Consider the following 22,695-nt stretch of genomic DNA (forward strand, 5'->3'; position numbering starts at 1 on the left):
ACCCTCTCCCGCACCCTCTTCCGAAAGGCGGTAACGACATGCGCGCAGTTGTCATCGAGGAGCCGAACAAGCTGACCGTGACCACCGTCGCGGACCCCACCCCGGGCCCCGGCGAGGTCGTCGTCAAGGTGACCGCCGCCGGACTGTGCGGCACCGATGTGCACATGCTCGCGGGTGAGTTCGGGCCCACCCGCTACCCGGTGATCCCCGGCCACGAGTTCTCCGGCGAGATCGTCGCGGTGGGCGCGGGCGTCACCGGCTACGCGGAGGGCGACGCCGTCGCCGCCGACCCGGCCATCTACTGCGGCACCTGCCACTTCTGCGCCATCGGCCGCGGCAACCTCTGTGAGCAGTGGGGCACCATCGGCATCACCGTCGACGGCGCCTGCGCCGAATACGTCAAGGTCCCTGTCGGTAACCTCTACCGGCTGCCGGAGACCGTCCGCCTGGAGCACGCCCCGCTCATCGAACCGCTGTCGACGATCGTCCGCGGCTTCGACATCGTCTCCCCGCAGCTCGGCGACAACTTCCTGATCTACGGTGCGGGCACCATGGGCCTGCTCTACCTCCAGGTCGCCCGGCGGGCCGGCGCCGCCTCGGTGTCCGTCGTCGACCTCAACGAGGACCGGCTCGCGGTCGCCCGCCGGCTCGGCGCCGACGCCGTCGCCACCACCGCCGACGCGCTCACCGACGACCACCCGCGCGGCTGGCAGGTCGTCACCGACTGCACCGGCAACATCCGCGCCATCGAGGACGGGCTGACCCGGCCCATCCGCGGCGGCACCTTCCAGCAGTTCGGCTGCGCCCCCGACCAGGAGAAGGCGCAGTTCTCACCGTTCCGCATCTACAACGACGAGATCCGCATCGTCGGCAGCATGGCGATCCTGCACAGCTACGGCCGCGCCGTGGAGCTGCTGGGCAGGGGCGTCATCGACGCCGAGACGATGATCACCCACCGCTTCGGGCTCGACCGGTACGCCGAGGCGCTGGAGACCTTCAAGAAGGGCACCGGCCGCAAGCTCCAGATCGTCCCCGACGGATCGGCCGACTGACCCGGCGGCTCTCACCTTCCTCGCCCGGTCCTGCCCAGGTGCGGGACCGGGCGAGGCGGGTCGGGCCGGCGCGGCGAGAGGGCGGGGCGGGCGCTATCCCACCAGCGCCGCCAGTTCCGTCCCTGCCAGCAGGAGGCCGCCGACGCCGAAGTCGGCGGTGGTGTCGCGGCCGACCGGCTGGCCCGACTCCGGCCGGTCGCCCTCCGGCTGGACGTAGCCGAGGAAGCCGTCCGGGTGCACGGCGTGGGTGGCCAGGGCGTGCCAGGCGCGGGCGGCCACCGGCCGGAAGAGCCGGGCCGGGACGAGTCCGGTGCGCAGGGCGTAGGCCGTCGCGTAGAGGAAGAAGACGGTGCCGCTGGTCTCGGGGCCCGGCAGGTGGCCGGGGTCGCCGAGGTTGACGTTCCAGAAGCCGTCGGGGCGCTGGATGCGGCGCAGTGCGCGCAGCTCGGTGAGGAGGGCGGTGCGGTAGGCGGGCGCGTGCCGGTGGTCGGCGGGGAGCGCGGTGAGCACCTTGGTGTGGGCGCCGGCGACCCAGCCGTTGCCGCGCGACCACAGCACCGGTCTGCCGTCCGGAGAAACGATCCCTCCGGGGAGGAAGCGCTTGTCGCGGTACCAGAAGCCGCTGGTGGCGTCGTAGAGGCCCGGGCCTCCTTCGGCGTTGCGGGTGTGGGTGTAGAAGGTGTGCATCGCCGCCGCGTAGGCGTCGTCGCCGCGGACCGCGCCGAGGCGGGCGAACGGCGGCATGGCCATGTGCAGCGCGTCGTCCCACGTCCAGTCGGAGTGCTTCTCCGCCACGGAGTCGACCATCGCGCGCACCGACTCGTCCAGCGCCGCGATCTTCGCCTCGTCCGGTGCGGGGTCCAGTGCGTACAGGTCCAGATATGCCTGGCCCGCGCACTGGTTGTCGGCGTGGCGGGTGGTGGAGCCGTCGTTGAGTCCGTAGTCGTGCTTCTCGGCCCAGCCGCGGGCGTATGCGGCGTAGCGGGGCTCGCCGGTCAGCCGGTGCAGGGCGAGCAGTCCGCTGAAGAAGGTGGCGCGGGCCCATTTGTTGTCGCCGGGGTCGGTGTGCGCCCCGATCCAGTGGTCGGCGACGCGCCGCAGCACGGCGATGATCTCCGCCCGCGCGGGCAGTCCGCCTCCCGCGGCCGCCCGCTCGGCCGCCGCGGCGCGGTCACCGCCCCCCGTGAACGGGGAGAGTCCACCCCCTACGGCCAGGACGGTGCCGGTGGTGAGAAAGTGCCGACGTTCCATGACACACCCCTTCCGGGTACGACGATCGGACACGAGCACCACGGGACGGGCCGGGGCCGGGAACTGCCCGGAGGGGGCGACGCGGGGCCGTGGGCGGTACCGGCGGAGCGTGCGGTGGGGCCCGGCGCAGCCCATCCCGTTCACGTACGGGAACGCTGTTCGTTCATGGGAAGCGGTGCCATGGTGACAGTGGAGCCCACGGTTCGGAAGGGGGCCCGGCGCCGCACGGGGCGAGGGCCGGTCGGCGCGGTATCGCCCCGGCAACGGCCCTTCCGGGCAACGGTGATCGGTACGGAGGCGCTGCGCGCCGTATACGGGCGTCGCCTTCCGGCACACGACGACGGGGAGCGGCAGCCGATCGCTGCCGCTCCCCGTCGTGCCGCTCCCTGGCGGGAACGGGCGGTTGCGGTGCCGGGAGTGCCTTCGCGCCCGGGGAGAACCGGGGAGGGAAGGTGCTCCGGGGTCAGTCGATGCCGCGGAAGATGTGCGGCTCGACGGGCTCCTCGTCACAGCCGGCGAGCCGGACCGGAGCGCCGCGTCCCCAGACCTCAAGGTTACGGACTTCCTTGATCCGGCCGGGACGTTCACCCTGCTTCGGGCGGGGCTCCTTGTACTGCGTCTTGTCGAATGCCACCACGCACTCCTTCATCAGAGGTATTGGTTCCGACGCGGTGGCGCCTCGTTCACAAACCGGGAGATCGGCCAGGGTTTGTGGCGTTCCCGCGACGGGCCAAATGGTGTTGGCGTCTCCCAGAAGGGTCGTCCGTCGTCCCCCACCCTAACGACACCTCCCCCCTCCCGCGCGACTTTTCCCGTCAGCTTTGCCCCGCTCTCCGCGGAATGACGGTGATCCGCACCGCGTCGGCCCCGGTCACCGGCCCGGACGGGGCGGCCCGCGGGCGCCGTGGCCGCCCTGCGGTGCCCGCCATTCGGATGACCGCCGCCTCTGCGGCCGGGCACCGCCGCCCGGACGTACCGGCGCGTCGGGTGGCGCCCGGAGCGTCTGCCCGCGGGGCGGCACCGTGCGGTGCTACCCCTGGGCGGGTGGACTGGTTCACCGACTCCGGTTACTGGCTCGGCCGCCTGGTCTTCCAGCGGCTGCTGGCCCTCGTCTATCTGACCGCGTTCCTCGCCGCGGCGCGGCAGTTCCGGGCGCTGATCGGCGCGCAGGGGATGCTGCCCGTGCCGCACTTCGTGGCGCGCGTGCCGTTCCGCGCCGCACCGTCCGTCTTCCACCTGCACTACTCGGACCGATTCTTCGCCGCCTGGTCGTGGTGCGGGGCGCTGCTGGCCGCCGCGGTGGCCGCGGGCGCCGCCGACGCGGTGCCGCCGGGCGCGGCCATGGCGATGTGGGCGGCGCTGTGGGTGATGTACCTGTCGATCGTGAACGTCGGCCAGACCTGGTACGGCTTCGGCTGGGAGTCGCTGCTGCTGGAGACGGGGATGCTGGCGGTCTTCCTCGGCAACGGCGACATCGCGCCGCCGGTCGTCGTGATGTGGCTGCTGCGCTGGCTGCTGTTCCGGGTGGAGTTCGGCGCCGGGCTGATCAAGATGCGCGGGGACCGCTGCTGGCGCGATCTGACCTGCCTCTACTACCACCACGAGACCCAGCCGATGCCGGGGCCGCTGAGCTGGTTCTTCCACCATCTGCCGGGCCCGCTGCACAAGGTCGAGACCGCCGCCAACCATGTCGCGCAGCTGGGGCTGCCGGTGCTGCTGTTCACCCCGCAGCCGGTGGCCGGATGGGCGGCGGCGGCGATGGCCGTCACCCAGCTGTGGCTGGTCTTCTCCGGCAACTTCGCCTGGCTGAACTGGCTCACCCTCGCGCTCGCCCTCTCCGTCGCCGCCGGGGCCCGGCCCTGGGTCACCCCGCCGCCGTTCCCGGCGGGCGCCCCGCTGTGGTTCACCGTCCTGGTCTGCGCGGCGACCGCCGGGGTCCTGGCCCTCAGCTACCGCCCGGCCCGCAACCTCCTCGCCCGTGAGCAGCGGATGAACACCTCGTACGAACCGCTGCACCTGGTCAACTCGTACGGCGCCTTCGGCAGTGTCACGCGGGTGCGGCGGGAGGTGGTGGTGGAGGGGACGGCGTCGGCGATGGACGGGCCGGAGACGGTGTGGAAGGAGTACGCCTTCCACGGGAAGCCGGGTGAGGTGGGGCGGCTGCCGCGCCAGTTCGCCCCCTACCACCTGCGGCTCGACTGGCTGATGTGGTTCGCCGCGCTGTCGCCGGGCTACGCCGCCGGCTGGTTCGGCGGCTTCGTGGAGCGGCTGCTCACGGGCGACCGGGACACGCTGCGGCTGCTGCGCGGCAACCCGTTCCCGGACGCCCCGCCGCTGCGGGTGCGGGCCCGGCTCTTCGAGTACCGCTTCACGACGTGGCGCGAGCTACGGGAGTCGGGCGCATGGTGGCACCGTCGAGAAGTCCGTCCGTTTCTGCCGCCCACCGCGCTGTCACCTCGCCCCGGAAGGCGGTGAGCGTCCGCAGCGCCTCCCGCAGCCCGATACGGCGGACCTCCCGCTCCAGCACGTCGAGTTCGGCGAGGGTCTCGACGTGGTCGCGGCCCAGCCGGGCACGGGACCGCGCCAGGCCCAGCGCGGCCAGGGCGCGGCCGCGGGGCTCCGCCATGTCCGTGAACTCCCCCAGCGCGAGGGCGTACAGCTCACGCGCCTGTGCGTACCGCTCGGCGCGGAAGAGGACGTTGCCGCGCATCTTGTGGTTGTAGGCGAGGGCGGCGGCGAGGTCCATGGCGCGGCATATCGCCTCCGCCTCGGACAGCAGCTCCAGCGCGCGGTCGGTCTCGCCCAGCGCGGAGCGGACGTCCGCGACGCCCCGCAGCGACCAGGCGTGGCCGCGGCTGTCGTCCGCCGCGGCGGCGATGTCCACGCACTCCTCGAAGAGGGCCAGCGCCTCGGTGAGGTCGCCGGTGTTGCGGTGCATCTGGGCGATGCCGGACAGCGCCCAGACGGCATGGCGGGGCTCGCCGTGGGCGCGCGCCTGCGCCAGGAGCTGTTCGTGGAGGTCGGCGACGGCTTCGTAGTCACCCTGGATACGGCCGGTCTCGGCGAGCCCGGCGAGGGCGTAGCCGTGGGCCAGCCGGTCGGCGCCGTCGGCGAGGGCGACGGCGTGGGTGAGCAGCCGGCGGGCGAGCGGCAGGGCACCGCACTGGCGGGCGAGGGTGCCGCCGCTCCACAGCGCCCAGCCCATGGCGCCGCGGTCGCCCGCCTCCCGGGCGCTGCGGTAGCTGTCGCGCCAGGCGGCGCCGGCCGCCTCGACCCTGCCCAGCCGGCGGTTGGCCTCACCCGCCGCAAGGGCCGCGCGGGCACGTTCCAGCGGGCTCGCGGCCTCCTCGTGGGCGCGGACGGCGGCGGCCAGGACCTCCTCGTAGGAGGAGTTGACGCCGAGCTTCGCGCCCAGCGCGCCCTGGTACTCGGGCGCGAATGCCTTGCCGTACATGGTGCGGTGCCCTCTCGTTCATGATCCGTATTGATCACGACGCTATGAAGTCGGACCTGTAGCCCGAATCCTCCGCAGTGCCCTTCCTCGCGTACCTCTGAAGTGCTACGCCGTACCCCTGCCGTCATCACCGCGATGTACGCGGGAACCCCCGACCAACAGCGGAAAGGCCACCGCACACTGACGAGGTGTCAGCTCGGGGCGCCGCACCGGGGGCCGCCGTCCCCTTGCCGTGCCGCGGCCGTCCGGGGCAGGCTGGCCCCGCCCGGCCGCGGGTGGCTGGTCGCCGGCGGCCTCGCGGGCCACGAGCGCCGGAGACCGAGGTGGAGCATGACCGCAGCAGGGACGGGGCCCGGCATCGGGCGCCGGCGTCTCCTCGGGGGCGTCGCCGCCGGGCTCGCCGTGGCGGCCGGGGGCGTGGCGCTGACCGGCCGCGAGGCCGCTCCGGCGCAGGCCCGGGGCCGGGGCGGGGAGCGGGAGGAGGTCCGGCGGCCGCGGGCGGACCGGTCGGTGTTCCTGGGGACGTACACGTCGTCCGGAGGGGCCGGCATCATCCTCGCGGAGTACACCGCGGACGCGACCCTGACCTCCACCGGCACGGTCGGCGGCGTCCCCGACCCCTCGTACCTGGCGCTCGCCCCCGACGGCGGCACGCTCTACGCGGTCGACGAGCAGCAGGAGGGCGCGGTGACCGCGCTGGCGCTGCCGGCGCAGGGCCCGCCGAAGGTGCTGGGCAGCCGTCCCACCGGCGGCGCCGGGCCCTGCCATCTGTCGGTCCACCCGGGCGGCCGCTGGCTGCTGTCCGCCAACTACACGTCCGGGAGCGTGGCGGTGCACCCGATCGACCCGGCGGACGGCTCGCTCGGTGAGCGGACGGACCTGGTCACCCACTCCACGCCGCCCCCCGGCCCCGGGCAGGACGGGCCGCATGCGCACCAGATCCTCACCGCGCCGGACGGCGGTCACGTCCTGGCGGTGGATCTGGGCACCGACACCGTCTACACCTACCGGCTGGACACCTCCGCCGGGAAGCTGGCCGAGGCGTCGCGGGCGACGCTGCGGCCGGGCGCGGGGCCGCGGCATCTGACGTTCCACCCGTCGGGCCGGTTCGCGTATCTGGCGAACGAGGTCGACAACACGGTGGTGGTCTGCGGCTACGACCCGGGCAGCGGGCGGCTGACGCCGGGTGAGCCGCAGCCGACCGGCACCGGTGAGGGCACCAGCTATCCGGCGCAGCTGCTGGTCACCGCGGACGGGGCGTTCGCGTTCCTGGCCAACCGCGGCCACAACAGCCTGACGCGGTACGCGGTCGAGGACGGCGGGGCGCGGTTGCGGCTGCTGGACACGGTGCCGGTGGGCGGCGACTTCCCGCGGCAGATCGCCTTCTCACCGGACGGGCGGCTGCTGTTCGCGGCGAACCAGCGGTCGGGGACGGTGACGGTCTTCGCGGTCGACGCGGACTCCGGGGCGCTGGTGCGGCGCGGGGAGCCGTTCGCGGCGGCGGCAGCGGTGTGCGTGCTGCCGCGGTGAGCGGGAGGGCCCCGCGACCGGCACGGAATCCGGTGCCCCGCGGGGAGTGAAACACTGCCGCAACAGTGCCGCAGTGTCCGGGAGTTAGCGTCGCCCCCCATGAGTACGCGGACACCGGGGGCGCACGGCCCTCAGAGCGGCCCGGCACCGGCGGACGGTGCGCTGCGGCAGGGTCTCGAACGCCGTCATATGCGGCTGATCGCGCTCGGCGGGGTGATCGGCGCGGGGCTGTTCGTCGGCAGCGGGGTGGTGGTGCACGCGACGGGCCCGGCGGCGGTGCTGTCGTTCCTGGCCGCCGGGGTGCTGACGGTGCTGATCATGCGGATGCTGGCGGAGATGACCGCCGCCCGGCCCGCGCAGGGCTCGTTCTACGCGCATGTCCGCGAGACGCTGGGGCTGCGGGCCGGTTTCACCGTCGGCTGGCTGTACTGGTACTTCTTCGTGATCGTGGTCGCCGTGGAGGCGGTGGCCGGTGGCCGGATCGTCCAGCTGTGGTTGCCCGGTGTGCCGTTGTGGGCGGTCAGCCTGGTCCTGATGGGCCTGCTGACGGCGACCAACATGGTGTCGGCGCGGTCCTACGGCGAGTTCGAGTACTGGTTCTCGTCGATCAAGGTCGTGGCGATCGTCGTCTTCCTGTTCCTGGGCGCGCTGTACGTGTTGGGCCTGTGGCCGCACGCCCGGGGCGGGCTGGCGCTGCTGACGACGCACGGCGGATTCGCGCCGGCGGGGGTGGGCGCGGTGCTGGCGGCGGTGGTGCCGTGCGTCGGGTTCTTCACCGGTGCGGAGATCGTGACGATCGCGGCGGCGGAGTCGGTCGAGCCGGAACGGGCGGTGGCCGACGCGATCCGCTCGATCGTGCTGCGGGTGGTGGCGTTCTACGTCCTGTCGATCTTCCTGGTGGTCGCGGTCGTGCCGTGGACGTCCCCGGCGATCGAGGTCAGTCCGTACGCGGCGGTGCTGGAGCGGCTGGCGGTGCCCGCCGCCGGGACGGTGATGAACGCGCTGGTGCTGATCGCGGTGTTGTCCTGCCTGAACTCCGCGCTCTACACGTCGTCACGGATGCTCTTCGCCCTCACCGGCAACGGCGACGCGCCGCGCGCCTTCACGAAGGTCAGCCGCGGCGGCGTGCCGCGCCGGGCGCTGCTGGCCGGGACGTCGGTCGGCTATCTGTCGGTGATCGCCGCCTGGATCTCCCCCGACGTGATCTTCTCGTTCCTCATCAACTCCTACGGCGCCATCGCGCTCTTCGTCTATCTGGCCATCGCCGTCGCGCAGGTGCGGATGCGGCGACGGCTGGAGCGCGAGGACCCGGCGCGGCTGACGCTGCGGATGTGGCTGTTCCCCTGGCTGAGCCGGCTGACCATCGCGGCGATGACGGCGGTGATCGCCGCGATGGCGGTGCTCCCCGGCAGCCGTTCGCAGTTCTGGCTGAGCCTGGTGACGGTGGCGGTGGTGCTGGTGGGCTACGAGTTCCGGCGGCGGGCCCCGGTGGCGCGTCCGGGGCCGGCGGGGCCGCTCCCCGAGCCGGACGTCGTGGGGGCGGCGACCGGCGAGAGGTAGTGGCGGAGCAGATCGCGCAGATGGTCGACGAAGGCGTCGTAGCTCTCCCGCAGGGTCGAGCCGGGCCAGTCGTCGGGGAGCAGTTCGGCGGGGAGCAGCGGGTCGGTCAGCAGATGGCGCTGGGCCGCGGCGGCGACGGTGAAGCGGTGTGCGGGGTCGTCCGCGGCACCGAGCCGGGCGTCGAGGTCACGGGCGCGGGCGGCCCAGCCGTCGAGGTCCCAGAGCTTGCCCGCGAGGGCGACCGGATCGCCGTCGGGGGTGCCGGTGAGCCAGGTGCACTGGTCGGCGACGGAGGGGCGGGGGCGGTCGAGGTTGGCGGGGCGCAGCCAGCTGCCCTCGCGCAGCTCGGCCAGGCGCAGTCCGTCCATGGCGCGGCGCAGCGCGGTGCGTTCGGCGGCGGTCCGGCGCTCGCCGGTGACCAGGGCGATCTCCCAGGCGCCGGACCACGGCAGGGTGCGCGGGGTGCGGCTGTCGTCCTGCCGGCGCTGGCGGGCCAGCAGCCGTGCGGTGAGGGCGTAGTCCCCGTCGGCGTGGGTGAGATCGCCGGCGGCAACCATGCGGGAGAGTGCGACCCGGACCGTGCCCTCGGCGATGCCGAAGAGTTCCCCGATACGGACGAGGGCGCGGACCGGCAGCTGTGCCGGATGGTTGCCCAGGAGGGTGCTGAGGACGACGGAGCGCGCGGTGAGCGGCCTTACCCCCAGGTCCTCCGCATCGTCCGCCATACTCCGCGGGGTGCCCGTGGGGGCCGTTGCGGGGGTGCGGTCACAGCCGTCCGCGCCGTTCATTCATTACATCCTTTCCACGCTTGTCGTACAACTGTAACGTCGAGGTATGACCGTCACTCATGAAGTCGTGAATCAGCCGCCGCCGCTGACCGGTTTCACCGCCGCGGACGAGCCGGCCCTGCTGGAGACCCTGCGCCGGGAAGGCGCCGGATGGGGCGAGCGGGAGGTGACCGAACTCGGCGCGCTGGCGGGCACGGCGGCCGTCCAGGAGCAGTCCCGCTGGGCGGAGGAGGTGCCGCCCCGGCTGCACACCCACGACCGCTTCGGCCACCGCGTCGACGAGGTCACCTTCCACCCCGCCTGGCATCAGCTGATGACGGTCGCCGTGGAGCAGGGGCTGCACGGCGCGCCCTGGGCCGACGACCGGCCCGGCGCCCATCTGGTGCGCGCCGCGAAGTTCTACCTCTGGTCCCAGGCGGAGCCGGGCCACGGCTGTCCGGTCTCGATGACGTACGCCGCCGTCCCGGCCCTGCGGGCGGCGCCCGAGCTGGCGGCGGTGTACGAGCCGCTGCTCACCTCGCGGGTCTACGACTTCGGGCTGCGGCCGCCGCTGACCAAGTCGGGCCTGATCGCGGGCATGTCGATGACGGAGAAGCAGGGCGGCTCCGACGTCCGCGCCAACACCACCCGCGCGGTGGCCGCCGCCGACGGGAGCTACCGGATCACCGGCCACAAGTGGTTCACCTCCGCGCCGATGAGCGATGTCTTCCTGACCCTGGCACAGACGGCGGAGGGTCTCAGCTGTTTTCTGCTGCCGCGCGTCCTGCCGGACGGCAGCCGCAACGGGCTGCGGCTGATGCGCCTCAAGGACAAGCTCGGCAACCGCTCCAACGCCTCGGCCGAGATCGAGTACGAGGCGGCGGTGGCCTGGCCGGTGGGCGAGCCGGGGCGCGGGGTGCGCACCATCGTGGAGATGGTCAACATGACCCGGCTGGACTGCGTGCTGGGATCGGCCGCCGCGATGCGGGCCGGGCTGCGGCAGGCGCTGCACCACACCGCGCACCGGCAGGCGTTCGGCCGGTCGCTGGACCACCAGCCGCTGATGCGCTCCGTCCTCGCCGATCTCGCCGTCGAGTCGGAGGCGGCGACGCTGCTGGGGATGCGGCTGGCGGCCGCCGTGGACCGCTCGCAGGCCGGCGACGCCCGGGAGGCGGCGCTGCGGCGGCTGGCGCTGGCGGCCGCCAAGTACTGGGTGTGCAAACGCGGCAGCACGCATGTGGGCGAGGCGCTGGAGTGCCTGGGCGGCAACGGCTACGTCGAGGAGTCCGGGATGCCGCGGCTCTACCGGGAGGCGCCGCTGCTGTCGATCTGGGAGGGCTCGGGCAATGTCGCGGCGCTCGACGTGCTGCGCGCCCTCCAGCGTGAACCGGAGGCGCTGGAGGCGTACTTCGCGGAGGTCGACGCCGCCGCGGGCGCCGACCGGCGGCTGGACGCGGCCGCCGCCGGGCTGCGGAAGCTGCTGGGCGAGCTGGCCGACCCGGAGCGTGCGCAGCTGCTGGCCCGGACCGTCGCCGAGCGGATGGCGCTGGTGCTCCAGGGTGCGCTGCTGGTGCGGCACAGCTCCCCGGCGGTCGCCGACGCGTTCTGCGCCTCCCGGCTCGACGGGGCGTGGGGCAACGCCTTCGGCACCCTCCCGCCGGGCACGGATCTGACGGCGATCCTGGAACGCACCCGTACCGGTGACGCGCACTGAGGCCCGGGCGGTGGACGGAGGTGCGCCCGGCGGGCACGGCGGCGCGGGGCGCACCGGGAGGGGCGGCCGGGCCGCCCGGGGCGGTAGCGTCCGGTCATGCCCTTCGACGATGAGATCGCGCCGGTCGCCGTGGTGGACTACCGGCCTTGCTGGCCGCGGGAGTTCACCGAGCACGCCGCCCGGCTGCGGGAGGTGCTGGGGGATCTCGCAGTCGCGGTCGACCATGTGGGCTCCACCTCCGTGCCGGGGCTGGCGGCCAAGGACTGCCTGGACATCCAGGTGCGGACGGGGCCGCTCGACGAGCAGTGTGCCGCGCGGGCCACGGCGCGGCTGACGGCGGCCGGGTTCCGGCGCCGCCCCGAGCCGTGGAACCGCACCGAGGTCGCGGCCGGCCGGCGCTGCCGCAAGCTGGTCTTCGCCCCGCCCGCCGGCGCCCGCCGGTGCAACCTCCACCTGCGGGAGCACGACGGGCCCAACGCCCGCTTCGCGCTGCTCTTCCGCGACCATCTGCGCGCGGACGCGGACGCCCGCCAGGCCTGGGGCACGTTCAAACAGCGGCTGGCCGCGCGGGTTGCGGACCTCGCCGCCTACGGGCAGATCAAACAACCCGCCACCGAGGTGCTGATGCGCGGCGCCGAGCGCTGGGCGGCCGCGACGGGATGGCAGCCACGCTGAGCACGGACGGCCACCCGCCGTGCGGGCAGGCGCGGTGCGGGAGCCGTCACCGGCCGCGCCGCGGCGGACCGCACCCCGCGACCCATATGGCACCGAGTGCACCGAGAGCTCCCTCATCCGGCATCCGGTGTCGCACACACGTCCACTTCGCCTTCATCGGACCTTCACCATCAGCCTCATCGCCCATGAGAAAAAGCGAGGCATGTGTGACGACGAACTGATCCCGCCGCGCGCGGACATGACCGAGGACCAGTGGCTGCGGGACGAGACCGCGCAGCCCGCGGCGGGGGCGCCCGAGCTGCGGACGACGGGCCGCACCGTGCCGTGGGTGAACCGGCGGACACTGCTCGGCGGCGCGGTGGCCGGCGCCGCCCTCGGCGTGCTGCCGCTCGGCGCCGGGGACCGCACGGCCGCCGCCGCGCCCCGCGGCGGCGCGCCCGGCGCGTTCCCCTTCCCCGAACGGCCCAACCGCAGGGGCGAGTTCGCCGTCCTGGTGACGGGCGACGCGGGCACCGGCGACGAGGCGCAGTACGCGGTGGCCGCCGCGGCGCGGGACGTCTGCCGCGCCGAGGGCGTGGAGCTGGCCGTCGGACTCGGCGACAACATCTACGAGAACGGGCCCGAGTCCGACCACGACACGGATTTCCAGGACAAGTTCGAGAAGCCGAACGCCGGTATCGACGTGCCGTGGCTGATGGTGCTGGGCAACCACGACTGCTCCGGGCTGATACCGGGCAGCGGCGGCGACCCGTCCCGCGGCGACCGCGAGGTGGCGTACGCGGCGACCTCCCGCCGCTGGTACATGCCGGAGCGCTACTACCGCGTGCCGGTCCCGGCCGGCCGGCCGCTGGTGGAGTTCTTCGCCATCGACACCATCCCGTGGTCCTCGTACGTCGCCCAGATCGACCCGCGCTACCGCTGGGACGGCCCGTACATGCGCGGGCAGCGGGAGTGGCTGGACGGCGCGCTGCGCGACTCGCGGGCCCGCTGGAAGATCGTCCTGGGCCACCACCCGTACCTCAACAACGGCAAGCACGGCAGCGCCGGCGCGTACGACGGCTTCACCCTCGGGAACTACACCAGCGGTGTCCACCTCAAGGAGATGTACGAGGAGGTCGTCCTCGGGCGCGCCGACCTGATCCTCTCCGGGCACGACCACACCTCCCAGCTGCTGGAGCCGACGGCGCGGACCGGCGGCACCCGGCAGGTGGTGTGCGGCGCCTCCGGCAAGACCGGCGACGGCACGGCGCACTTCCACCACCCGGCCGCCTGGCAGAACTTCTCCGACCACGGCTTCATGCTGCTGAAGGTGTCGGGCGCCGCGCTCACGCTCGACGCGTACACCGTCGACGTCGCCGCCCGGAGGGCCACCCGCGCCCACCGGATCCGCACCACGGAGCCGGTCGGCGGGGCGCGGGCGGGCGCACCGGCGTAGCGGCGGACCCGGCGGCTGACGGGTCCCGGTCAACGACGCCCCGGGCGGGGCAGCGGGACATGCGGCGGGCCGCACCCCGGCCTAGGGTGAGCGCATGGCCGCGTCCCGGTGGATATCGGCCCTGGTCAACGGCGCGCGGCCGCGGGCCCGGGGCCCGCACTCCCGCGCGGCGCCGCACCGCCCGGACCGGGCCGCGGCGCCGTCCCCCGCCCGTTCCCGTCCGCCCGTGACAGCCGGGCGACGGGCACTTCGGTGACCGCCGGGAGCGGCGGCGATCCCGGGCGCCGCTACGACCCGCTGGCCGCCCCGGGTGTCCGCGCGGTGCCCGAGGAGGCGCCGGGCGTCTCGCACCACGAGCCGATCGGGCTGCGCCGCCGCCTCGATCTCAACCTCATGGGCACGTTCGACTGGGACCTGAATCGCGGCCACATGGACCTCGACGCCGGTGCGCTGCGCCTCTACGACCTGCGGGCCGACGAATGGAACGGCGAGCCCCTGGCGCTGGCCCCGCGGGTGCCGCCGGAGGAGGGCGCGCGCCTGGACCGGGCGCTGTCGCTGGCGCTCCAGGACGGCGCCTCCTCGTACGGTGCGTACTTCCGGGTGCGCCACCGCGACGGGACGATGCACTGGGCGCACTCCCAGGGCCGGATCCTGCACGACGCGGACGGTCTGCCGTACCGGGTGATCGGGGTGGTGCGGGAGGCGTCGAACGAGCTGGCGGACTCGGCGCTGCTGCGGTCGCTGCAGCAGGAGCGGCAGCGGCAGACGGTGATGGTGCAGCAGACCACGGCGGCGCTGGCGCGGGCGATGTCGGTGGCGGATGTGACGCGGGTGCTGACCGGTCCGGGCGGGGCGCGGCGGTTCGGGGCGGACGCGCTGATCCTGGGGCTGGTGGCGGGCGGCCGGTTCGAGGTGATCGCGGCGACCGGGCTGGAGGGCGACGTACCGGAGGACATGCTGCGGTCCCGGCTGGACGACACGCTGCCGCTGTCGGACACGGTGTCGTCGCGGCGCCCCAGCTTCCTGCGCACCCGCGGCGAGCTGCTCGCGCGCTTCCCGCGGCTGCGCCCGTACGGGGAGATGCTGCCGCCGGGCAGCGCGTCGTTCCTGCCGCTGGTGGCGCAGGACACCGTCATCGGGGCGCTGGGACTGTTCGGCAACGAGCCGTCGGGGCAGTCCGCCGAGGCGCGGAACCTGGCGCTGGCGCTGGCCGGTGTGGTGGCGCAGTCGTTGCAGCGGGCGACCCTCTTCGACCAGGAGCGGGAGTTCGCGACGGGTCTCCAGGCGACGATGCTGCCGCGCCGGGTGCCGGAGATCCCCGGCGGCGAGGTGACGGTGCGGTACCACCCGGCGAGCGTGGGCCGCGACATCGGCGGCGACTGGTACGACGTGATCGCGCTGCCGCAGGGCCGTACGGGGCTGGTGGTCGGCGACGTCGAGGGGCACGACACCCATGCGGCGGCGGTGATGGGGCAGCTGCGGATCGCGCTGCGGGCGTATGCGAGCGAGGGGCATCCGCCGGAGACGGTGTTGGTGCGGGCGTCGCGGTTCCTGGCGGAGCTGGAGACCGACCGCTTCGCGACCTGCACCTACATCCAGGCGGATCTGGACTCCGGGGCGCTGCACGTGGCGCGGGCCGGGCATCTGGGGCCGCTGGTCCGGGACGGCTCGGGGCATGTGGACTGGCCGAAGGTCCGCGGCGGGCTGCCGCTCGGCGTGGCGACCGCGTTCGGGCACGACCACTTCCCCGAGACCCAGCTGTTCCTGGAGCCCGGGTCGACACTGCTGCTGTGCAGCGACGGGCTGGTGGAGCAGCCGGGGCAGGACATCTCGGTCGGTATCGACGCGCTGACGGCGGCGGTCCGGGCCGGGCCCGATGAGCTGGGGCCGCTCGCCGATCAGCTCGCGGAGCTGCTGTGGTCGGCGCCCGGGTCGGAGGACGACCTGGCGCTGTTGCTGCTGCGGCGGGTGCCGGATCCGGGCGGCAGCGCCCTGCCGCGGCTGCGGCTCCACGTCCACCAGGCCGATCCGGCGGGCGCCGCCGACATCCGCTCGGCGCTGCGGCGCACCGTGGACCAGTGGCGGGCCGGGCCGGTGATGTACGACATCGAGGTGGCGGCGAGCGAGCTGATCGCCAATGCGCTGACGCACACGGAGAGCGGGGCGCTGGTGACGATGGAGCTGCTGGCGGGCGAGCCGCGGCGGATCCGGCTGGAGGTCGAGGACCGTTCCAGCCAGTGGCCCCGGCGCCGCAGCCCCGGCGAGACCGCCACGTCCGGCCGCGGTCTGATGCTGGTGGAGGCGCTGGCGGACTCCTGGGGCGCCGAGCCCCGCGGCTCCGGCAAGGCGCTGTGGTGCGAGTTCACGGTGCCGGACGGCGAGGCGGCCCCGGACGGGGCAGGGCCGGCGGGCGAGGGGTGAGGCGGGCCGCGGGGGGACACCCCGGTCGCCGCTCCCCCGGCCCGCGCCCGCCGGCGGGTCAGCCGCGGCGGCCGAGCGCCTTGGCGCGGCCGTGGGGAGCGCCTTGGCGCGGCCGTGGGCCCAGTCGGCGGCCGTGCAGCAGAGGACGTCCTGCGGATCCTCGGCTACCGCCTCGACCGGATCCTCCCGCCGGCGCCGTCCGCGCCGGGCCTACGGGCCGTACCAGAGCGTCGTGACGTTGCAGAACTCCCGGATGCCGTGGCCGGACAGCTCCCGGCCGTAGCCGGAGCGCTTGGCGCCGCCGAAGGGCAGGCCCGGGTGGGAGGCGGTCATGCCGTTGAAGTACACGCCGCCGGCGCACAGATCGCGGGCGAGGCGTTCCTGCTCGGCCTCGTCGCGGGTCCAGGCGTTGGAGCTGAGGCCGAAGGGCGTGTCGTTGGCGAGCGCCACCGCCTCGTCGAGGTCGGCAACGCGGTAGAGCGTGGCGACCGGGCCGAACGCCTCCTCGTGGTGGATGCGCATGTCGGGGGTGATGTGGGTGAGGACCGTCGGCTCGTAGAACCAGCCCGCGGCGGGCCGCGACGGGCGGCGGGCGCCGCAGAGCGCGGTGGCGCCGCGGTGGACCGCGTCGTCCACCAGCTCCTCCAGATCGGAGCGGCCCTGCTCGCTGGCGAGCGGGCCGACGTCGGTGTTCTCGTCCATCGGGTCGCCGACGGTCAGCGCGGCCATCGCGGCGGTGAACTTCTCGGCGAACGCGTCGTGGATGTCGGCGTGCAGGATGAAGCGTTTGGCGGCGATACAGGACTGGCCGTTGTTCTGGACCCGGGCGGTGACCGCGACCCGCACCGCGGCGTCGAGGTCGGCGGAGGGCAGCACGACGTACGGGTCGCTGCCGCCGAGTTCGAGCACCGTCTTCTTGACCTCGTCGCCCGCGACGGAGGCGACGGCGCGGCCGGCCGGTTCGCTGCCGGTGAGGGTGGCGGCGGCGATCCGCGGGTCGCGCAGTACCCCCTCCACCGCGCCCGAGCCGATCAGCAGGGTCTGGAAGCAGCCGGCCGGGAATCCGGCCCGGCGGAAGAGTTCTTCCAGGTAGAGGGCGGTCTGCGGGACGTTGGAGGCGTGCTTGAGCAGCCCGGTGTTGCCGGCCATCAAGGTCGGCGCGGCGAACCGTACGACCTGCCAGAGCGGGAAGTTCCACGGCATCACGGCGAGGACGACGCCCAGTGGGCGGTAGCGCACCACGGCGCGGGCGGCACCGGAGTCGCGGACGTCGGCCGGGTCGGGGTGCTCGTCGGCGAGGAGGGCGGCGGCGTGGTCGGCGTACCAGCGCATGGTCTTGGCGCACTTGGCGACCTCGGCGCGGGCCGCCACCAGCGTCTTGCCCATCTCGGTGGTCATGGTCCGGGCGACGGTCTCGTGGTCGGCGTCGAGCAGGTCGGCGGCCTGGTGCAGCCACCCGGCGCGGGTGGCGAAGGAGGTGCGCCGGTGGGTGTCGTACGCCTGCTCGGCGAGGACCAGGCGGTCTTCGAGTTCGCCCGGGTTGAGCGGTTCGAAGGTCTTGAGCGTTTCGCCGGTGGCCGGGTTGACCGTGGCGATGGCCATGAACAGCACCTCCTCTGAGGGACGGAACGATCGGCCCGGCGGCGGCCCGCCCCGCTCAGCTCAGCGGCGACGGGGCCGGCGAGGGGTCCGGTACGGGATCGGGCCCCGGCGGGCGCGGGATCGGGGACGGCGAGGGTTCGGGTCCGGGCGGCCCCGGCGGCGGCTCGGGCCCGGGCGGCGGACCGCCGGGCTCCGGGTGCGGGCCGTCCGGGTCCGGTTGCGGACCGCCGGGGTCGGGCGGCAGCGGGTCCGGGCCCCCGGGGCCGGGCGGCGTGACCGGGTCGGCCGCGGCGGGGCCGTACCGCCCGTGGCCCGGGTCGCCGGACGCCACCGGGCCGCCGCCGCGCGCCCGGGCGCGGTGCGGGATCGGTTGCGGCTGCACGGCGTGCCTTTCGGAGGTGGACTGCTGCGTGCGCGGATCCCCCCCGTCTCCGAGTCTGGCCCGTTCCCGGCCGCGCCGCACGCCCGGCCGGGACGGCCCCCGCGCCGTCGCCCGTTACGGCTGCGGGTCGCGGGCGTCGTAGCGGGCGAAGGCGCGGCGGCCCAGGCCGAGGGCGGTGACGGTCAGGACGCAGGCGAGGCCGCCGCCGATGACGGCGGCCGCCGGGGAGGTCAGATCGGCGGCCGAACCGGCGAGGAAGTCGCCGAGGCGGGGGCCGCCCGCGACGACCACGATGAAGACGCCCTGGAGGCGGCCGCGCATCCGGTCCGGCGTCGCGGCCTGCAGCATGGTGGAGCGGAAGACCATCGAGACGGTGTCCGCGCACCCCGCGACGGCCAGGAAGAAGAGGCCGAGCCAGAGGTTGCGGGCCAGGCCGAAGCAGGCGACGGCCGCGCCCCAGGCGCCGACGGCCAGCAGGATCGCCAGGCCGTGACGGCGGATGCCGCCGAGCCAGCCGGAGAACAGTCCGCCGAGGACGGCGCCGACCGCGGGCGCGGCGACCAGCAGCCCCACCGTCTTCGCGTCGCCGGCGAACCACAGCACCGCGACGGCGGGGAAGAGCGCGCGCGGCTGCGCCAGCACCATCGCGGAGAGGTCGGTGAAGAACGTCATCCGCAGATTGGGGCGGGTGGCGAGGAACCGCAATCCGTCCAGGACGGAGGCGCGGCGCCGCGGTGTGCCGTCGCCGTCGTCCTCCTCGGGCAGCATCGCGGGCAGCCGCCACATCGCGTAGAGGGAGGCGCCGAAGGCGACGACATCGATCAGGTAGGCGGCCTGATAGCCCCACAGCCCGACGATGACGCCGCCCAGCATCGGGCCGCCCATCAGGCCGAGGTTGCTGGTCAGGGAGTTGAGGGCGTTGGCGGCCGGCAGCTGCTCGACGGGCAGCAGCCGCGGGATCATCGACGACCGCGCCGGGGAGTTCATCGCGAAGCACACGGCCTGGAGCGCGACGACCGCGTAGAGCAGCGCGACATGGTGCCGGTGGGTGAGCGCCGCGACGGCCAGCACGACGGAGAGGACGGTGGCGCCGGAGGCACTGTAGAGGCCGAGTTTGCGGCGGTCGACGGTGTCGGCGATGGCGCCGCCGTAGAGACCGAAGACGACGAGCGGGACGAGGGAGCAGAGGCCGACCAGGCCGACCGCGAAGGTGGAATGGGTGAGGTCGTAGACCTGGAGGGAGACCGCGAGGGCGGTCATCTGCTGGCCCATCCAGGAGATGGTGTTGCCGCACCACAGCCGCCGGTACTCCGGTGAGGTGCGCAGCGGTGTGAGGTCGGCGAATATTCGCGAGCGCAGCGGTACGGGGTCCGCGGGGGATTTCGTTGCATCGGGCACGCGGAAGTAAAGCATGCCTGCCCCACGGGGCGGCGAGCCGTTTTCGCGCCCCCCGCCCGGCGGCGTCAGGCGGGCGGCGCGCACTCCGCGACGAGCCGGGCGATGTGGTCGAGCAGGGCCCGCAGCCCCCGCTCGAAGAGACCGTCGAGCCGCAGGTCGTAGCCGTCCTCCCCCACCTCGTCGAGGAGCCGGGCGAGCGTCGGGTAGGCGCCGGAGCCCAGCAGTGCGGACATCGCGGGCTCCTGGGTGTCCAGCCACTCCTCGTCCGTCAGCCCGGTCTGCCCGGCGGCGTGGGCCTCACGCTCGGCGTGCACCGCCAGCCCCTGGATGTGGCTGTAGAGCAGGGCGTTGAGGTCGAGGACGGTCGCGGCGTCCAGCCCGTGGCCGTCGAGGGCGGCGAGCATCCACTCGGAGTAGGCGAGCAGCCGCGGCAGCAGTTGGGGGCGGGTGAGCGGACCGGTCTGGGCGAGCCAGGGGTGTGCGCGGTGCACCCGCCACAGGGCGCGGGCGCCCACCTCCAGCCGGGTCCGCCACGGCGCCGGGGTCCGCGGGTGGTCCAGCTCGCCGAGGACGGTGTCGGTCATCAGGGCGACGAGTTCGTCCTTGCCCCGCACATGGCGGTAGGCCGCCATCGCGGAGACGCCGAGGCGGCCGGCGACGGCGCGCATGGAGAGCGCGGCGAGCCCTTCGGCGTCGGCGAGCGCGATGGCGGCGCGGACGAGGCGGTCCCGCCCCGGGTCCCCGGCGGGCGCGGTGACCGGCGGCGGTGCGGGCGCGGTGCGGCGGGGCGCGGGCGGGGCGGGCCGGGGGGCGACGACGGTCCCGGCGCGCCCGGTGGCGTGGATCAGCCCCTCCTGGCGGAGGACGGCGAGCGCCTTGGTCGCGGTGGCGAGGGCGACGCCGCTCTCCTCGGCGAGGCGGCGGGTGGCGGGCACCCGGTCGCCGGGGGCCAGTTCGCCGTTCTCGATGCGGCGGCGCAGCGCGGCGGCGATCCGCAGGTACGGCGGGTCGGGGCGCTCGGCCACGTCCTGCTCCTTCCGTGTGCGGCGCGCCGACCGGTACGGGCGCGCCGCCGCAATCCTTCCGGAAATTCTGCCCGCGCGCTGCTCCTGTACTAGGACAGAGACCACCTGCGGGAACGGCCCCACACCCCCTCATGTCCTAGTACACAAAGGACAGTTGAGCGATAGAAGATGCAGTTCACGGAGGTGGCGCGGGCGCTGCGTACGCCGTACATTCCTGTTCTGCGTACGCGGCGGCCCCGCCGCGTACACCGATGGAGGGGGAACCCATGACGTCCGTACTGATCTCCGGAGCCAGCGTCGCCGGACTCGCCGCGGCCCATTGGCTGCGCCGAACCGGCTGCGCGGTGACCGTCGTCGAGCGCGCCCCGGGCCTGCGCCCGGGCGGCCAGGCGCTGGATGTCCGCGGGGTCGCGCTCGACGTGCTGGAGCGCGGCGGGCAGCTGGCCGAGGCGCGGGCGGCGCGGACCACGATGCGCGGGATGTCGATGCTGGACGGCTCGGGCGCCGAGCAGTGGCGGTCGACCGAGGCGACCTGGAGCGCCGGGCGGCTGGACAGCCCGGACATCGAGATCTTCCGCGACGACCTCACCGCACTGCTGCACCGGCACGCCCAGGACGGCGTGGAGTACCTCTTCGGCGACTCCGCGACCGCCCTGGAGCAGGACGCGGACGAGGTGCGGGTCGACTTCCTCAGCGGTCAGCGGCGGACGTTCGACCTGGTGGTGGGCGCGGACGGGCTGCACTCGACGGTGCGGCGGCTGGCCTTCGGCCCGGAGGAGCGGTACGTCCACCACCTGGGCGCCCACCTCGGCGTCTTCCGCTCCGCCAACATCCTCGGTCTGGAGGACTGGCAGCTGTGGCTGCGGGAGGGGAACGCGAGCCTGTGTGTCTACCCGACGCGCGACAACTCCGAGCTGCGCACCATCCTCGGCTTCCGCTCCGCCCCCCTCGCCCTCGACCGGCACGACACCGTCGCCCAACAGCAGCTCCTCACCGAGAAGCTGGGCCATCTGGGCGGCCCCGCGCCGCGGTTGCTGGCGGCGATGCGCGAGGCGCCGGACTTCTTCTTCGACGCGATGGCCCAGATCCACATGGACCGCTGGTCGGAAGGGCGGGTGGTGCTGATCGGCGATGCGGCGCACTGCCCGTCTCCGCTGTCCGGGCAGGGCAGCAGCCTGGCGCTGTCCGGGGCGTACGTCCTCGCCGACGAGGTGGGCCGGGCCGGCGGCGACCACCGTGCCGCCTTCGCCGGGTACGAGCGGCGGATGCGTCAGTTCGCCACGCTCAACCAGGCGCTGGCCACGGAGCATCCGGACGGCCCGGCCCCGGACGAGGCCATGGACCGCGCCAAGAACGCGCTGCGGCTGGACGGCTGACGCCGATGGGGTGACGGGCCCGGCAGGGGGCGGCGCGCGCGGGCTGTGACCGCTGCGGGCGCGCCCCTGCCGGGTAGCGTGCAGGGGCCGCCCGGGCGCCACCGGGCCGGTTGCCCGGTCGCCCCACGACGAGGTCGGACCGTCCCGCCCGGCCCGGGAGGAGCACGCCCCATGGACATCGGCATCGGACTGCCGGTACTGCGCCCCGACCCGGAACTGTCGATCGCCGACTGGGCCCGGCGCGCCGAAGCGCGCGGCTTCACCACGCTCGGCACCACCGACCGGCTCGTCTACGACCAGTACGAGCCGCTGATGGCCTTGGCCGTCGCCGCCGGAGCCACCTCCCGCATCCGGCTGGCCACCACCATCCTGCTGGCCCCGCTGCGCGCCAACCACGCGCTGTTCGCCAAGTCCGCCGCCACGCTGGACCGGCTCTCCGGCGGCCGCCTCGTGCTGGGCCTGGCCCCCGGCGCCCGGGAGGACGACTACCGGGCGGGCGGGCTGCCCTTCCGGCGCCGCGGCACGCTCTTCGACGCCCTGCTGGAAACGGCCACCGCACAGTGGCAGGAGGGCGACGGCATCGGACCGCGCCCGGCCACACCCGGCGGCCCCCCGCTGCTGCTGGGCGGTTTCACCGAAGCCGCGCTGCGGCGGATGGTCACCCACGGCCGCGGCTGGGTGGCCGGCGCCCAAGGTGCCGAGAGCTTCCGCGCCCACGTCCCGGGCGTCCGGCAGGCGTGGCGGGCGGCGGGCAGGACGGGCGCGCCGCGTCTGGTCGGGACGGCCCACTGCGCGCTGGGCCCGGGCGCGGAGCGGCGCCTGCGCACCAGCCTGGAGCGCTACTACACCTCCGGCACCTTCACCCGCAAGAGCATCGAGGCCGGGCTGGCGACGCCCGAAGCGGTGGCCCGTGAGGTGGCGGCCTACGCCGGGGCCGGCTGCGACGAACTCATCCTCTTCCCGCACGGCGGCGGCCCGGAACAGATCGATCTGCTCGCCGACGCGGTCGGGTGGTGAACCGCGGGCGGCGGCCGGCGGACGGCCGCCGCCCCG

17 protein-coding genes are annotated in these 22,695 nt (G+C 74.6%); 10 read left to right on the top strand and 7 right to left on the bottom strand.

Annotation, left to right across the window (positions count from 1 at the left end):
- Positions 1-38: 38 nt before the first annotated feature.
- Positions 39-1,052 (top strand): zinc-dependent alcohol dehydrogenase family protein, encoded by a 1,014-nt coding sequence (locus tag ACF1BH_RS13400; protein WP_391642589.1) that lies wholly within the window; start codon positions 39-41, stop codon positions 1,050-1,052.
- A gap of 93 nt (positions 1,053-1,145) precedes the next feature.
- On the opposite strand, the gene ACF1BH_RS13405 is transcribed toward ACF1BH_RS13400, so the two are convergent.
- Positions 1,146-2,303, bottom strand: coding sequence for a glycoside hydrolase family 88 protein (locus tag ACF1BH_RS13405; protein WP_391642590.1), 1,158 nt, complete (start codon positions 2,301-2,303; stop codon positions 1,146-1,148).
- 463 nt (positions 2,304-2,766) lie between these two features.
- Positions 2,767-2,937 (bottom strand): hypothetical protein, encoded by a 171-nt coding sequence (locus tag ACF1BH_RS13410; protein WP_169749983.1) that lies wholly within the window; start codon positions 2,935-2,937, stop codon positions 2,767-2,769.
- 410 nt (positions 2,938-3,347) lie between these two features.
- On the opposite strand from ACF1BH_RS13410, the gene ACF1BH_RS13415 reads away from it, so the two are divergent.
- Entirely contained in the window at positions 3,348-4,778 is a 1,431-nt protein-coding gene (locus tag ACF1BH_RS13415; RefSeq protein WP_391642591.1) for a lipase maturation factor family protein, read from the top strand.
- Here ACF1BH_RS13415 and ACF1BH_RS13420 read toward each other — a convergent pair.
- Positions 4,672-5,757: a tetratricopeptide repeat protein gene (locus ACF1BH_RS13420; protein ID WP_391642592.1), complete on the bottom strand. Its 1,086-nt coding sequence runs from the start codon at positions 5,755-5,757 to the stop codon at positions 4,672-4,674. The two genes, ACF1BH_RS13415 and ACF1BH_RS13420, sit on opposite strands and share 107 nt — an antisense overlap.
- Positions 5,758-6,087: 330 nt before the next feature.
- On the opposite strand from ACF1BH_RS13420, the gene ACF1BH_RS13425 reads away from it, so the two are divergent.
- On the top strand, positions 6,088-7,287 hold the full coding sequence (locus ACF1BH_RS13425) for a lactonase family protein (protein WP_391642593.1): 1,200 nt from the start codon (positions 6,088-6,090) through the stop codon (positions 7,285-7,287).
- 99 nt (positions 7,288-7,386) lie between these two features.
- On the top strand, positions 7,387-8,847 hold the full coding sequence (locus ACF1BH_RS13430; protein ID WP_391642594.1) for an amino acid permease: 1,461 nt from the start codon (positions 7,387-7,389) through the stop codon (positions 8,845-8,847).
- Here ACF1BH_RS13430 and ACF1BH_RS13435 read toward each other — a convergent pair.
- The gene (locus ACF1BH_RS13435) at positions 8,751-9,572 is read right to left on the bottom strand and encodes a PaaX family transcriptional regulator C-terminal domain-containing protein (protein WP_391642595.1); all 822 of its coding nucleotides are present in this window, start codon (positions 9,570-9,572) and stop codon (positions 8,751-8,753) included. The two genes, ACF1BH_RS13430 and ACF1BH_RS13435, sit on opposite strands and share 97 nt — an antisense overlap.
- A 109-nt stretch (positions 9,573-9,681) precedes the next feature.
- Here ACF1BH_RS13435 and ACF1BH_RS13440 point away from each other — a divergent pair, with 109 nt between their 5' ends.
- From ACF1BH_RS13440 to ACF1BH_RS13455, 4 genes are all read left to right on the top strand, one after another.
- Entirely contained in the window at positions 9,682-11,328 is a 1,647-nt protein-coding gene (locus tag ACF1BH_RS13440; RefSeq protein WP_391642596.1) for an acyl-CoA dehydrogenase family protein, read from the top strand.
- A gap of 96 nt (positions 11,329-11,424) precedes the next feature.
- Positions 11,425-12,003, top strand: a complete 579-nt coding sequence (locus ACF1BH_RS13445) for a GrpB family protein (protein WP_391642597.1) — start codon at positions 11,425-11,427, stop codon at positions 12,001-12,003.
- Between the two features lie 202 nt (positions 12,004-12,205).
- On the top strand, positions 12,206-13,438 hold the full coding sequence (locus ACF1BH_RS13450) for a metallophosphoesterase (RefSeq protein WP_391642598.1): 1,233 nt from the start codon (positions 12,206-12,208) through the stop codon (positions 13,436-13,438).
- Positions 13,439-13,690: 252 nt separating this feature from the next.
- The gene (locus tag ACF1BH_RS13455) at positions 13,691-15,859 is read left to right on the top strand and encodes a SpoIIE family protein phosphatase (protein WP_391642599.1); all 2,169 of its coding nucleotides are present in this window, start codon (positions 13,691-13,693) and stop codon (positions 15,857-15,859) included.
- 210 nt (positions 15,860-16,069) lie between these two features.
- Here the strand turns inward: ACF1BH_RS13455 and ACF1BH_RS13460 are convergent, their stop codons facing one another.
- From ACF1BH_RS13460 to ACF1BH_RS13470, 3 genes are all read right to left on the bottom strand, one after another.
- Positions 16,070-17,461, bottom strand: a complete 1,392-nt coding sequence (locus tag ACF1BH_RS13460) for an NADP-dependent succinic semialdehyde dehydrogenase (protein ID WP_391642600.1) — start codon at positions 17,459-17,461, stop codon at positions 16,070-16,072.
- A gap of 496 nt (positions 17,462-17,957) precedes the next feature.
- Complete coding sequence (locus tag ACF1BH_RS13465) at positions 17,958-19,256, bottom strand: MFS transporter (protein WP_391642601.1); 1,299 nt, start codon at positions 19,254-19,256, stop codon at positions 17,958-17,960.
- 50 nt (positions 19,257-19,306) lie between these two features.
- Entirely contained in the window at positions 19,307-20,266 is a 960-nt protein-coding gene (locus ACF1BH_RS13470) for a GntR family transcriptional regulator (protein ID WP_391642602.1), read from the bottom strand.
- A gap of 266 nt (positions 20,267-20,532) precedes the next feature.
- Here ACF1BH_RS13470 and ACF1BH_RS13475 point away from each other — a divergent pair, with 266 nt between their 5' ends.
- Positions 20,533-21,642 (top strand): FAD-dependent monooxygenase, encoded by a 1,110-nt coding sequence (locus tag ACF1BH_RS13475; protein ID WP_391642603.1) that lies wholly within the window; start codon positions 20,533-20,535, stop codon positions 21,640-21,642.
- Positions 21,643-21,813: 171 nt separating this feature from the next.
- Positions 21,814-22,659: an LLM class flavin-dependent oxidoreductase gene (locus ACF1BH_RS13480; protein WP_391642604.1), complete on the top strand. Its 846-nt coding sequence runs from the start codon at positions 21,814-21,816 to the stop codon at positions 22,657-22,659.
- Positions 22,660-22,695 lie beyond the last annotated feature (36 nt).

Source organism: Streptomyces sp. NPDC014733, assembly GCF_043083385.1.
Taxonomy (GTDB): Bacteria; Actinomycetota; Actinomycetes; order Streptomycetales; family Streptomycetaceae; genus Streptomyces.